This window comes from Mariniflexile maritimum, assembly GCF_009746565.1.
Lineage (GTDB): Bacteria > Bacteroidota > Bacteroidia > Flavobacteriales > Flavobacteriaceae > Mariniflexile > Mariniflexile maritimum.
The window spans coordinates 56,233-69,204 of record NZ_WRPN01000009.1 but is presented as its reverse complement, the minus strand read 5'-3'; the positions used below and the strand labels follow the sequence as shown (position 1 = coordinate 69,204).

11 protein-coding genes are annotated in these 12,972 nt (G+C 38.5%); 1 reads left to right on the top strand and 10 read right to left on the bottom strand.

The window, feature by feature from the left end; genetic code table 11:
* Positions 1-3: 3 nt before the first annotated feature.
* The 4 genes from GQO80_RS12025 to GQO80_RS12010 form a co-directional block, all read right to left on the bottom strand.
* Entirely contained in the window at positions 4-1,071 is a 1,068-nt protein-coding gene (locus tag GQO80_RS12025; protein WP_157208611.1) for a hypothetical protein, read from the bottom strand.
* 14 nt (positions 1,072-1,085) lie between these two features.
* Positions 1,086-2,774 (bottom strand): DUF6909 family protein, encoded by a 1,689-nt coding sequence (locus GQO80_RS12020; protein WP_157208610.1) that lies wholly within the window; start codon positions 2,772-2,774, stop codon positions 1,086-1,088.
* Between the two features lie 38 nt (positions 2,775-2,812).
* The gene (locus GQO80_RS12015) at positions 2,813-4,306 is read right to left on the bottom strand and encodes a GH3 auxin-responsive promoter family protein (protein ID WP_198037780.1); all 1,494 of its coding nucleotides are present in this window, start codon (positions 4,304-4,306) and stop codon (positions 2,813-2,815) included.
* A 91-nt stretch (positions 4,307-4,397) separates the two neighbouring features.
* Positions 4,398-5,264 carry a M23 family metallopeptidase gene (locus tag GQO80_RS12010; protein ID WP_157208609.1) on the bottom strand — a complete coding sequence of 289 codons (867 nt, stop codon included), beginning with the start codon at positions 5,262-5,264 and terminating at the stop codon, positions 4,398-4,400.
* A 314-nt stretch (positions 5,265-5,578) separates the two neighbouring features.
* On the opposite strand from GQO80_RS12010, the gene tatA reads away from it, so the two are divergent.
* Positions 5,579-5,764: a twin-arginine translocase TatA/TatE family subunit gene (gene tatA / locus GQO80_RS12005; RefSeq protein ID WP_157208608.1), complete on the top strand. Its 186-nt coding sequence runs from the start codon at positions 5,579-5,581 to the stop codon at positions 5,762-5,764.
* A gap of 436 nt (positions 5,765-6,200) precedes the next feature.
* Here the strand turns inward: tatA and GQO80_RS12000 are convergent, their stop codons facing one another.
* From GQO80_RS12000 to hemF, 6 genes are all read right to left on the bottom strand, one after another.
* A complete protein-coding gene (locus GQO80_RS12000) occupies positions 6,201-7,880 on the bottom strand; it encodes an ABC transporter ATP-binding protein (protein WP_157208607.1) in 1,680 nt (559 codons plus the stop codon).
* Positions 7,881-7,953: 73 nt separating this feature from the next.
* Complete coding sequence (locus GQO80_RS11995; protein ID WP_157208606.1) at positions 7,954-8,667, bottom strand: 3'-5' exonuclease; 714 nt, start codon at positions 8,665-8,667, stop codon at positions 7,954-7,956.
* Positions 8,664-9,809 carry a serine hydrolase domain-containing protein gene (locus GQO80_RS11990; protein WP_157208605.1) on the bottom strand — a complete coding sequence of 382 codons (1,146 nt, stop codon included), beginning with the start codon at positions 9,807-9,809 and terminating at the stop codon, positions 8,664-8,666. Before GQO80_RS11990 ends, GQO80_RS11995 begins: the two co-directional genes overlap by 4 nt.
* 224 nt (positions 9,810-10,033) lie before the next feature.
* The gene (locus GQO80_RS11985) at positions 10,034-10,507 is read right to left on the bottom strand and encodes a methylated-DNA--[protein]-cysteine S-methyltransferase (RefSeq protein WP_157208604.1); all 474 of its coding nucleotides are present in this window, start codon (positions 10,505-10,507) and stop codon (positions 10,034-10,036) included.
* 91 nt (positions 10,508-10,598) lie between these two features.
* Positions 10,599-11,591, bottom strand: coding sequence for a porphobilinogen synthase (gene hemB, locus GQO80_RS11980; RefSeq protein WP_157208603.1), 993 nt, complete (start codon positions 11,589-11,591; stop codon positions 10,599-10,601).
* 139 nt (positions 11,592-11,730) lie between these two features.
* On the bottom strand, positions 11,731-12,663 hold the full coding sequence (gene hemF, locus GQO80_RS15890; protein WP_232333180.1) for an oxygen-dependent coproporphyrinogen oxidase: 933 nt from the start codon (positions 12,661-12,663) through the stop codon (positions 11,731-11,733).
* Between the last annotated feature and the right edge of the window lie 309 nt (positions 12,664-12,972).

Genomic DNA, 12,972 nt, shown 5'->3' with positions numbered 1-12,972 from the left:
TTACTAATTTTTATACTTTTCTAAAAATTTAATGAACTGTAACGCTAATAGAACCAACAATGTTAAAAATACAATACCACCGGCATAAAACATTTTACTGCTAACTGTTTTGCCAAAAACCTTTTTTGTTTTATCAATAACACCACTTTCCTGTTTACTTGAAACCACTTCAATTACAAATTCCTTGTCGGCTTGTTTCCTTCTGTTTTCAACTAATTTCTCTCTTATTTCCAAGTTACTTTTAAATAGTTCATATTCTTTTGTTTTATCTACTTGAGTGGAACCTTCAAAGGTGATGCTGGTTTGTGCCGTTTTATCTTTATCCAACACTTTTTCAAGTACACGCTTATAGGTGCTTTGCAAAGAATCGGATTGTTTAAGGGCTTCGAGCAAAGCCTCTTCTTCGTTTTTCAATTCGCTTAAATCTTTTTGTTGTTCTCTAGCAAAAAATTCATTCTTATCAATGTTTTCTACAATTTTGTCAAATACTTTCTTGAAATTGTTCCTTGCCTTGGCCTTAATCGCAATTTGTTGATACTCATAAGTATAATCCTCAAAATTTGATATATAGGTTTCGTATTTTACCTTTGATGCTACTACGGAATCCAATGTCTTGATGTAAGCATCATAATTTTGAAGCTTTTGGTTTTCAGTAATAACTGGGGTAATTTCAAAATCTAAAATGGATGCCGCTTCCGACTCTTCAATATTCAAGGTGTGCTTAAGAGTATTAATATCATTTTGCCTAACCAAATCTTTATAATAACTTATTGAATTGTATAGATGCTCTCCGGTAGGGTAATTTTGTTTAATTGTTGCGTATGATTTATAAACGGGTTCTAAGGTTTTGTCCAGCAAAATCCCAATGCCCAATCCAACTACGCCTGCAATGGCAAGTTTTATAATATGTGTTTTAATAAAAAACACAAACCATACAAAAGCCAAAAATAAATTTTTAAAAATATTTCCTATAAACTTAAAAAAACGGTCGAAAGCATTTCCTATTAGTTTGAATAACTGTCCTAATTCAACTTCCTCAGATGGTTGTGGTTGTGGCAAATCTTTGCTCATTTGGTAGTTTGTTTTTAATTAAATATTTGTTCTATTATTTTTCGTGTAATTAAATAGGTTGGTTTTACGCCCGTTGTCCCTAAACCGCCAGAAGCCAGAGTTGCACCGGTTTCCAAAGGATTATCACTGGCATAATAAGCGTACCTTACCTTTACATTGGGGCTGATGCTGCCTCTTACCTTCGAGGCCGCTTGAATGGCCTTTTGGTAATGGGCTCCTTCCATTTCTAGCCCAATAACGCTCCAGGTAGAATTGTAAAAGAATTTTAATATATCTTTATTTTGAAGCGAAGTACCCAATACGGTAATCATGGTGCCTGCATACACATCAATACCTTGCCCCTCCAAATCTTCTTTTGATAGTTCGTTGTGGAATGGGTAATTATCGGCAGTGCCTTCAAAAATATGGGCCGTAGGTATCATAATATCGCCTTTGCCACCTTCCAAAATACCTGCTTTCCCCATGATGGAAATGGAATCGATGTTCAAATGTGTTTTTTTGCCTTTTACTTTGTAGGGCTTTAAAAGCTCGTCAATGGTTTCATAAGCTTGTTCGCCAAAGGCATAATCCATAACCAAGATAACCGGCTTTGTAGATTTTATAAGATTTTCATCAACTTGAATATCCAATTTTGAAACATCGAGCTTGCTGGTATCAAAAATTTGTACGTCTATCTTGGTGCCCGAAGCATCTTCAATATAAATCATGCCGTTTTTTAAGGCTTCTTTGGTTACTTTGTTGCGAAGCTCATTGTTTTCTTTCATGCTTAACTGCTCATAAACACTATAAACATCCTTTTGTGGTGTTGCGGTTTTTAAAGCCGAGGGCGAAAAAAGGGTATTCATAACGCTGTGCATGTTGGCACTAATGATATGAATGGGTCTTTCTAATAAATTGTTTTTGTACAGTACTTCCTTTATGGTGTCGGCCCAAATCTCACCGTGTATGTGGTGGCCCAAACGTTCTCTTAAAACAGGACTAAACGTAACGGTTCGCTTGTTGTTGTTTATTTGTTCTTCTATGGCCAATTTCCCTAACCAATACACAATATGCAGCAATCGTTCTGGTTGCGAGGGGGTTGCAAAACTGGCATACACTTCCCTAAGTTCATCAAAGGTGCGCCCTAAAATGTTGGCGGTATGGGTAAGGGCTATTTCCCGTTCGGCTTGGGTAAGTTTCTTTTTGGACAAAACGGCACTTTCCAGCTTTACCCAATCGCGGGTGGTGGCGCCACTTTCATCAATTAAAACACGACTGCTTATTTTATACGATTCAATAAAAAGAAAGGTAAGATGGGTTAAAATATCATAAATTTCCGAACGGCCACGGGTAATTTCAATATTCATTTGCTCGGAATCGATTCGGTAGCAATTACGCCTTCTTTTTTCAGGAATCATGACTTTGAAATGTGAGTTTGAATAGCCCTCATCGCTCGTTAAATTGATAAAGGTACACTCTTCAATGCCAATAGGAAGCCTATCTATAACATACAACAAGCCCTCTAGTTCGGCTTTTTCCTCGCCTATGGAACCGTAAATCTCGGGTCTTAGCAACAACAATGATTGACGAAGCGTTTCACCAGAAATGCCCATTGGCTTGTAAAAGCCCCTATTAAACAAGTGGCGCATAGTAATATACATCCGTTCAATAGCATTGGTGCTTTCTTGAGCGCGTGTTCTTTCGTGGTGCTTTTTGTTGCCCATATCTTTTTTTTAATCAGGCAAATATAACATTATTTGCGTTAATTTGTTTGTGTAAGCCCTTCAACAATTTTCCTGTCGTTTGCTAGTCGTGGCAGCTTGTTTTGTCCGCCCAACTTGCCTACCGATTTCATATAAGCCTGAAAACCACCTTTTTTAACCTTGGTTATTTTAAGGGGTTGCAATACCTTGCCCTGGATTAAATCGAAATAATAAATGTTTTGCTTTTGAAGTGAGGCATCAATTTTTGTTGCAAAAGCCGAGAGATTTTCGGGTTCATTTTCAAACTCGATGAACCATTCGTGATAGGGCAAGCCTTCTTTTGGGCTTATTTGTGGTGCCACCGTAAATTCTGAAATTTGTATCTCGGTGCCAAAAACCGCCTCTTGCATGGCCTGTTCCACTTCTTTACCAATAACGTGCTCACCAAAAGCCGAAATAAAATGCTTGATACGCCCCGAAACAATAACGCGGTAGGGTTTAATGGATGTAAACTGAACCGTATCGCCAATATTATAGGCCCAAAGACCGGCGTTTGTTGAAATAATCATCACGTAGTTTATGCCCACTTCAACAGCTTCCAAGATCATCCGTTTTGGGTTTTCGCTAAAAAATTCATCAGCAACAATAAACTCATAAAAAATGCCCGAATTTAATTGCAGCAGCATTCCCTTTTCATTTTGCGTGTCCTGAAAGGCAAAAAAACCTTCACTTGCCGGATAGAGCTCGATACTATCTACTTTTCGGCCTATTAAATTTTCAAATTTGGCCCGGTAAGGTTCATAATTAACGCCTCCAAAAATAAACAGGTTGAAGTTTTTAAATACATCGCCTACTTTTTTACCTGTTTTTTGCTGAAGTTTTTCAAAATACATCTGTACCCACGAAGGAATTCCTGAAATAATGGTCATATCTTCGGGCAAGGTTTCTTCAACTATGGCATCCACTTTGGTTTCCCAATCTTCAATACAGTTGGTTTCCCATGATGGCAAGCGGTTTTTCTGAAGGTACTTAGGCACATAATGCGCTACGATTCCGGAAAGTCGCCCCAATTGTATGCCGTTTTGCTCTTTAAGTAGCGGACTTCCTTGAAGAAAAATCATTTTTCCGTTAACAAACTTACTGTTGCCTGTTTCGTGAATGTACATTAAAATAGCATTTCTGGCCGCTTCAATGTGATGTGGCATGCTTTCCTTGGTAATAGGGATGTATTTTGCGCCCGAGGTTGTGCCCGATGTTTTGGCAAAATAAAGGGGTTTCCCTTTCCAAAGTATATTGTCTTCACCTGCAACAACCCGTTCTATGTAGGGCTTTAAATCTTCATAATCCCTAATGGGAACGCGTTTAACAAAATCGGTATGGGTCTGTATGTTTTTAAAATCGTGGTCTTTCCCAAATTGTGTGCCCGCGCCCTCTAAAATCAACGTTTTAAATACCTGTGCTTGGGTTTCGATGGGTTTTTGCGCCCATTTTTGAATGGTTTTGTAAACTTGTTTTGCAAACGGTTTTGCTAGGATGGATTTAAGGGACATCATGCTATTTTATGTTGAATGAAGGGATGAGGGATGCAAATGGCGGGATACCGATGACTGAAGAAGGGAAAGCCGATAACAGATCCAAACCATATCATTTAAAATCGATGAAATTTGTGGGGTTTATGGGGTAGCCGTCGTTCCAAAGCTCGAAGTGCAAATGGGGGCCGGTGCTAAGTTCGCCCGTGTTGCCTGCGGTTGCAATAACCTCGCCCGCCTTTACCAAATCGCCTTGCGATTTTGTTAACGCTGCATTGTGTTTGTAAACCGAAATAAGCCCATAACTATGCTCAATAATTATAACATAGCCCGTACTGGCAGTCCAATCGGCAAAAATAACCGTACCATCGGCTGTGGCCTTTATTGGGGTGTTTTTGGGTACTACAATATCAACAGCGTAATGTTTCTTTTTGGGGTTGTAGGTATCGCTTATGGTACCGCTTACTGGCGAGAACAGCACGAAATTGGATGCCGAAGTTGCCGATTCAAACAGGTTGTACTTATCTTCCTTACTTATTTTTTCCCGTAAAAGCGAGTCTTCTGCGCTTGGGGTTAAATCTACCTCACTTGCCTCTAATTTTACTGCTGCAATAATGGAATCCTTATCCAAATTGGCACTTACATCGCCCTGTAAAACCTTTTTTATAGAAGCAAAATAGCGTTCGTTCAAGTTTATGACCTGTTGTAAGGAATCGGTTTTGTAATTCAACTCTGTGGCTTGCTTCTTTAATTTTGCCGATGAATACCCCGGTATGTATTCACGCAGTGAGGTGTAAGCAATTAATATGGTGGTGCCGGCAATTAAAAAAATAGCCGACAAGGAGACCAGAACGAAAACGTTCAAACGGGTTAACTTAATGGACAAACGTTCTTCAAAGGTGCTCTCTTTAAGTATTACCAACCGATACTTATCCAGTAATTTTCGTTTTATCTTTTTATTTCCTCTTTTCTTTTCTTCCATATTAAAAACAAAATTAAATAAAATTATTGCAAGACGCGTTGGCTTTATGCTAAAGTTATTGGGGCAGCCGCATTATAATACATCTCCTTGTTTTTTGATGCAAATCGCGCTGATTTTCACGAATAAATGACTCTAAAAATTTGCAAAAAGGGTTTCACTTAAATTATCACACACATTGAAAACACTAAAAAACCATAAAAAAAATCGGCAAAATGGGTGTTTTTATATTTTAATGTTATTGAACTGCTAAAGTTATACCAAAAACGATGATATTAAATTTTAATTATTAACTTTGCCAAATAAATTCATCCGTTATGATCTCATCAAGTATATTTCTAGGAGCTATTGGCCCAATGCAAGTTGTACTTATTGTGGTGGTTATTTTATTATTGTTTGGAGGCAAAAAAATTCCAGAATTAATGAGAGGCCTAGGCAGTGGTATAAAAGAATTTAAGGATGCCAGCAGAGACGATGTAAAGAATGATGAAAAAAAGGACTAAGTCTGCTTTTTCACATAAAAAATAAACAATCGCTTAAAACATAAGTTTTAGGCGATTTTTTTTTGTGTTTATTGGATGCCATCGCTATTAAATTTGTTGGTTCCCAATCCTCTTTTTTTAGTGGAAAGCACCTTTCTATTCCGTTATCAAAACCTTAGGAAAAATCGCGTGAATGTTAAATATTTTGTGTTTTAATCGATTTTATTTGATTTTAGTCTGGTATTTTGAAAAAAAAATGTGATATTAGCTATCCCCAAATAAACCATATTAATAATACATTGGATTTCCCCAAATCTACCTTAAACTTAACATTATGAATTTTACCGCAAATCTACCTGAACAACCTACCTTTCAAGAAAGTAAATTCAAAGAAACCATGCGTGGGAATTTACGATTTATTAAAAGTTTACTGTATTTAACCAAAAAAATCTTTATGCTATAAGCCTTTTGGAATAGCCGCTATTAGCTTTTTAGTATAATCTGTTTTGGGCGATGCGTAAATAACATCGGCATCGTCCAATTCTTCAATTTTTCCTTTATTCATTACCAACAATTGGTCGCTCATATATTTTACAACTGCCAAATCGTGCGATATAAAAATATAGGTAAACCCAAAATCTGCCTTAAGCTTGTTCAATAAGTTTAAAACCTGCGCTTGAACGGAAATATCCAAAGCCGAAACCGACTCATCGCACACTATCAATTTAGGCTGTAACGCAATGGTTCGAGCAATACCAATACGTTGACGTTGTCCGCCCGAAAACTCGTGCGGATAGCGGTTAAAATGAGCTTCGGACAAGCCAACTTTTTTTAAGATTTCCAAAACCTGTTCCTTTCGCTCTACATCCGATTTATAGAGGTTGTGCACTCTCATAGGTTCCATAATGGCTTCACCCACGGGCATTCTTGGGTTTAAAGAGGAATAGGGATCTTGAAAAATAATCTGGATATCCTTCCGAAGTTTTTTTATTTCTGCATTTGAAAGCTTTGTGATATCAACACCCTTATATAAAATTTGTCCTGCCGTGGCCTTATCCAACTGAAGGATCGCGTTACCCAAAGTAGATTTTCCGCAGCCCGATTCGCCTACCAACCCCAAGGTTTCGCCTTCATACAATTTAAAACTCACATCGTTTACGGCTTTAAAAATTTCTGGTTTTGTAAACCACCCCGATTTTGAAATATAGGCTTTTTCAACATTTATAACTTCCAATAAAGGCGGTTTGCTGTATAGTTTTTCATGATTTAATTGGCGTTCTTCTGGTGTTATAATCTCATGTTTGGTGGTATTTTCCAAATAATCTTTAATGGTTGGCAGTACCTTTAAGCGCGTTTTTAACGAGGGGCGCGAATTAATAAGTGCCTTGGTATAATTATGCTTAGGTGTTTTAAATAGGGTTGAAACAGCGCCTTGTTCTACAATTTCACCTTTATACATCACCAATATGCGGTTTGCTATTTCAGATATTAAAGACAGATCGTGTGTAATAAAAATGATGCTCATTTGGGTTTCAACCTGCAGTTCTTTTAGCAATTGAATGATGTTTTTTTGAACGGTCACATCCAACGCTGTGGTGGGTTCATCGGCAATTAAAATATCGGGTTTGCAGCTTATGGCCATGGCAATCATGACCCGTTGTTTTTGGCCTCCCGAAATTTCATGTGGGTAGGCATCGTAAACACGCTTAACATCCGGAAGTTTTACTTTTTCAAAAAGCGAAAGGGTTTCTGTTTTTGCTTCTTGTTTCGATAATTTGGTGTGCTGTAATAATATTTCCTGAACTTGCTTTCCGCAGGTCATGGATGGGTTTAAGGAACTCATGGGTTCCTGAAAAATCATCGCTATTTTTTTGCCGCGGATGTTTTGGAAGGCTTTTGAAGGAAGCGTGGTTAAATCTTCATCCTTATATACAATCTTTCCTGATGTGATTTTTGAAATTTTCTTTGGAAGCAAGCCTAAAATGGCCAATGAGGATACTGATTTCCCCGATCCCGATTCGCCTACAATCCCTAATATTTCATTTTGGTTTAAATGATAGGACATGTTATGGATCACTTCGTTTTCTCCGAAGGAAATAGAAAGATTGTTGATGGCTAAAATGGCGTTTTGGGGCATTTGTGAATTAAATAATAAGTTGCTTTTTTTTTTGAAAAGACCTCACAGGTTTTGAAAACCTGTGAGGTCTAAATTATATATGAATAATTTCGTCTTCGGTTAAAAGGTTATCACCACGCAAACGTAAAAATATTTGCGCTACGGCAATAGTGTCTTTTTCACAATAAACAATAATGCGGTCGATGTCGTTTTCTTCATAAAAAACCCTACACACTTCACTGCCATCAATATCATCTTTTGGCGATGGAATTCCCAACACATTGGTTAATAGCTTTAAGGAAGTGTAGGTTTTGTAGTCGCCAAATTTCCACAGTTCCAAGGTATCCAGATGCGGAACTTCCCAAGGTTTTTTTCCAAAAAGGTTGAGTTTATGGGGCAATGCTATGTTGTTGATTATCATGCGTCGTGCCATGTACGGAAAGTCGAATTCCTTACCATTGTGCGCACAAAGTAAATGTTTTGTTTCACTGAAGTGCGAAATGAGCAAGTTTTTAAAATCCTTTAAAATTTTGGTTTCATCGCCGTAAAAGGAAGTAACCCGAAAGTTTCTAACATCGCCTTTAAGCGTGAAATACCCAACCGAAATACATACTATTTTACCAAATTCGGCCCAAATGCCGGCGCGTTCGTAAAAATCTTCGGCCGTTTCATCGTCCTTTCTTTGGTATTTCGATTTGTGTTCCCACAACGCTTGTTTGGTTTCATCCAATTCAGAAAAATATTGAACTTCGGGTACGGTTTCAATATCTAGAAATAAGATGTTTTCTAAGTTTAATTTTGAAATCATTTATGCAACATCTTATAAGCTTCTTCAATATAAACTGAAATGTCTTCGGTAAATTGCCCTACTGCTTCATCGGGCGATTTTCTATGGCCCAAGCGTACAATTATCACATTATCATCAGGTTCAACAATCACGTATTGGCCCAAATGCCCGCGCATCATAAAAAAGTGCTTTTTGCCAATATCCTTCATCCACCAGCCGTAGCCGTATTGCGGACTTTCCTTAAACCGTGGCGTGATGGATTTTGCAACAAACGCCGAATCCAATAGTTGCTTGCCGTTCCATTTGCCGTGGTCTTTATAGAGTTTTCCAAAACGTGCAAAATCCCTGGCGTTGCTGGAAATACAGCAAAAGGCTTTGGCAAGTCGGTGTTCGCCATCATCCAGTTGCCAAAGGGCATCATCTGTGGCGCCCATGGGTTCCCAAAAGCTTTCAGACAGATAATTGGCCAATTTTTTTCCGGTTGCTTTTTGAATGATCATCCCTAATAATTGGGTGTCTCCGCTTAAATATTCAAATGCCTTTCCGGGGGTGTTTACTATTTTTTGGTTTAGCATGGTTTTGGCCAAATTAGAATCATAATTCGCCCGTGCAGTAATTGAAAAAGGGCCGGTATAATCTTCAACCCAATCCAAGCCCGAAGCCATGGAGGCCAAATCGCCCACCGTGGTTTTTTCGCCCTTGTATTCAGGATAGAAATCACTTATGGGTTGGTCCAAACTTTTAATATACCCATCCATTATGGCCTTACCAAGTAACGAGGTTGTGATGCTTTTTGCCATGGAAAAGGAGTTGGTTTTGGAGTCATCGCTAAAACCATTATAGTAATTTTCAAACCAAATACTGTCGTTTTTAATAATGAGGAAGGCAATGGTGCCCCACTCTTTATTGACTTTGGAAAGTTTCTCGGTTGCTTTAACGGTATTATAATCTTTATGAACGGGCCAGGGCTGGGGCGTGGTGCCTTTTTTAATGGTATCGTTTTCAAAATACGGATAGTCATCAATAAAAGCGGTGTTATGGCCCGTAAAATACACCACGCGGATGCCTTTTAAAATATAGCCGTAATCGAAAATATACAAGAGCGCAACAAGAGCGATGATGATGATTACAAACCATTTAAGGAATTTTTTTAAGAATCTCATTTTTTTTGATGTGTTTAGTTGAAATAAATATAGGAAATATTTTATGTGTTCCAACCGACGATGCGATTAAAATCTGGGTAAGGAGATATTTTATTTTGGCTACGAATACACGAATGAGGCTAAAAATTGGTGTGAAAACAATAATCACAACTAAAGGTAAACGTTAGAGTAAATTGGTTTTATACTTAGTATTAGGTTAAAATTTGTGTATTCGCGGTATTGGTTTAAAACAAAGTTTGCTGTTTATTCGGGCTTTCGTGTTCCAATAACCACTGTTTTCGGTGCAACCCGCCAGCATAACCCGTTAAACTATCGTCGCTACCAATAACGCGGTGGCACGGAACAATAATCCATAACGGGTTTTTGGCGTTGGCATTTGCAACGGCGCGAATGGCTTTTACATCGCCCAATTGTTTTGAAAGTTCTAAATAGGAAATGGTTTTTCCATACGGAATTTGTTCCAACTGTTTCCATACTTGCTTTTGAAAATGGGTACCTTCTGGATTTAATTTAAGGTTGAAATGTGTGCGAGAACCTTCAAAATATTCATTGAGTTGAAACACGCAATCTTCCAGTGCAACAGGAATGATATCGGTTGTTTTTTCTTCAGAATTAAGAATCGTTATTTCAGAAATACCATGTGCATCACCACTAATTTTGGCAAAACCTAAAGGGGTTTTTATGATGCAGGTTTCCATGTGGTTTTAATTTAGGACTCATTTCAAAAACAATTTAAAAACGCTTTGACTGCGTTGCTAGAGCCATATAAAGTTTCAATAGTTATGTTTTTTATCTATTTAAAATTTTCACAACATCCTTGGCAAAATAAGAAACAATGACATCGGCTCCTGCTCGTTTTATGGCGGTAATTTGTTCCATCATAACGGCATCGTGGTCTAGCCAACCTTTTTCGGCTGCGGCTTTTAACATGGCATACTCGCCAGAAACTTGATATACTGCTACGGGAACATCTACTGCATTTTTTATTTCGCGAACAATGTCCAAATAGCACAATCCTGGTTTTACCATCACGATGTCGGCACCTTCATCAATATCCATTTCGGTTTCTTTAATGGCCTCTTTGCGGTTGGCATAATCCATTTGATAGGTTTTTTTATCTTTTGGAATATCAATCATATCCACCGGAGCAGAATCTAGGGCATCGCGAAAGGGCCCATAAAACGCCGAGGCATATTTAGCGGAATAACTCATAATACCTGTATTGATGAAACCATCGTTTTCCAACGCTTCACGAATGGTCAGGATGCGTCCGTCCATCATATCACTTGGTGCTACAAAATCGGCACCCGCTTTAGCGTGAGAAAGGCTCATTTCTGCAAGAAAATTGGCAGTAGCATCGTTTACTATCATACCGTTTTCAATAATACCATCATGACCGTAAACAGAATAGGGGTCGAGTGCCACATCGGTCATTACCAACATATCGGGGCATGCGTTTTTTACGGTTTTAATGGCCCGTTGCATCAAACCGTTTGGGTTTAGGGCTTCTTTACCTTGGTTGTCTTTTAAGTTATCGGGCACTTTTACAAATAGCAACACCGATTTTAAACCCAACTTCCAAAGTTCTTTTACTTCGTTTTCTAACAAATCCAAGCTGTAGCGAAAGTAATTGGGCATGGAGGGGATTTCATCTTTAACACCTTTGCCTTCAACCACAAAAAGAGGCACTAAAAAGTCGTTGGGCGAAATGATGGTTTCGCGAACCAAACTTCTAATGGCTTCGTTGGTTCTTAATCGTCGGTTTCTTCTAAGTGGATACATATAAGTCCCCTAACCCCCAAAAGAGGGAATTCCTATTAGGGGTCAATAGGGTTTAAAGCTCCCTAACCCCCAAAGAGGGGATTGAAAGACGGTTTATTTTTGTTTTAATATTCATTTGCGTTCGCGTTCCCGTTTGGGGTTAGGAAGTTATCCAATCTTTGGGCTTTTTCAATATTTCTAATAACTTTTCTTCGTCACTTCCGGATTCAGGGTGATGGTTGTATAGCCATTGTACATGAGGTGGCAAGCTCATTAAAATACTCTCTATGCGTCCGTTTGTTTTGAGTCCGAAAAGCGTGCCTTTATCGTGCACTAAATTGAATTCCACATAACGTCCTCGACGAATTTCCTGCCAATTTCTTTGGGCCTTCGTATAAGGCAGCCCTTTGCGTTTTTCAACAATGGGCACGTAAGCCTCAAGAAAACTATTACCAACTTCGGTTACAAAGTTGTACCAATCTGCCATTTGCATGTCTTCGGAAACTTTACAATAATCGAAAAACAATCCGCCAATGCCACGGGCTTCGTTGCGGTGTGCGTTCCAAAAATAGTTGTCGCATTGTTTTTTATATTTGGGATAAAAATCTGGATTGTGCTTATCACAGGCCATTTTACAAATTTGGTGAAAGTGCATGGCATCTTCTTCAAACAAATAATAGGGCGTTAAATCCTGGCCGCCACCAAACCAAGAAAGCCCTCTAGCCCCCAAAGTGGAAGCTTCCCCACTTACCTTATCTGGATACATTTCAAAATAGCGCCAATTGGCGTGAACAGTGGGTACCATGGGGTTTTTTGGATGGAGCACCAAACTCAAACCACAGGCAAAAAAATCGGCTTCGCCTACGTTGAACAATGTTTGCATCGACTCGGGCAATTTACCGTGTACCGCCGAAATATTAACACCACCTTTTTCAAAAACATGGCCGTTTTCGATAACTCGCGTGCGTCCGCCACCGCCTTCCGGTCGTTGCCAAATATCTTCTTTAAACCTTGCGGCACCATCAACTGCTTCCAATTTTGAAGTAATGGTATCTTGCAAGGTTTGTATGTATTGTTGGAATTTGTCTTTCATTGGCAAACCTACAAGGTCTTTGAGACCTTGCAGGTTGTGATGGACGGTATTTTGAGCATCCCGCTTTTCATTACCTTGTGGGTTGGGGTGGATGGTATCTGGATTTTCTAGACCTACAAGGTTTTGAAAACCTCGCAGGTCTGATTGATGCGTAACTTCAAAATTTGTTAAACCTCCAAAAAGACTTAAAACGTAACCCTTGTTTTTGGATATCAAACTTTCGTTATCCGAAAAGAAATTTTTATATGATGTGTATTTATACTCCTTAAAACTCGTCGCTACATTATGAATTTCAGGATTTTTATGAAC

What these genes read in the sequence shown, in the direction of transcription:
- GQO80_RS12015 (WP_198037780.1), bottom strand. Translation starts at nt 4,306, where the DNA reads ATGATGTCCCTTAAATCCATCCTAGCAAAACCGTTTGCAAAACAAGTT.
- GQO80_RS11995 (WP_157208606.1), bottom strand. Translation starts at nt 8,667, where the DNA reads ATGATTTCAAAATTAAACTTAGAAAACATCTTATTTCTAGATATTGAA.
- hemF (WP_232333180.1), bottom strand. Translation starts at nt 12,663, where the DNA reads ATGAAAGACAAATTCCAACAATACATACAAACCTTGCAAGATACCATT.
- GQO80_RS12000 (WP_157208607.1), bottom strand. Translation starts at nt 7,880, where the DNA reads ATGCCCCAAAACGCCATTTTAGCCATCAACAATCTTTCTATTTCCTTC.
- GQO80_RS12010 (WP_157208609.1), bottom strand. Translation starts at nt 5,264, where the DNA reads ATGGAAGAAAAGAAAAGAGGAAATAAAAAGATAAAACGAAAATTACTG.
- GQO80_RS12020 (WP_157208610.1), bottom strand. Translation starts at nt 2,774, where the DNA reads ATGGGCAACAAAAAGCACCACGAAAGAACACGCGCTCAAGAAAGCACC.
- GQO80_RS11990 (WP_157208605.1), bottom strand. Translation starts at nt 9,809, where the DNA reads ATGAGATTCTTAAAAAAATTCCTTAAATGGTTTGTAATCATCATCATC.
- GQO80_RS11985 (WP_157208604.1), bottom strand. Translation starts at nt 10,507, where the DNA reads ATGGAAACCTGCATCATAAAAACCCCTTTAGGTTTTGCCAAAATTAGT.
- tatA (WP_157208608.1), top strand. Translation starts at nt 5,579, where the DNA reads ATGATCTCATCAAGTATATTTCTAGGAGCTATTGGCCCAATGCAAGTT.
- GQO80_RS12025 (WP_157208611.1), bottom strand. Translation starts at nt 1,071, where the DNA reads ATGAGCAAAGATTTGCCACAACCACAACCATCTGAGGAAGTTGAATTA.
- hemB (WP_157208603.1), bottom strand. Translation starts at nt 11,591, where the DNA reads ATGTATCCACTTAGAAGAAACCGACGATTAAGAACCAACGAAGCCATT.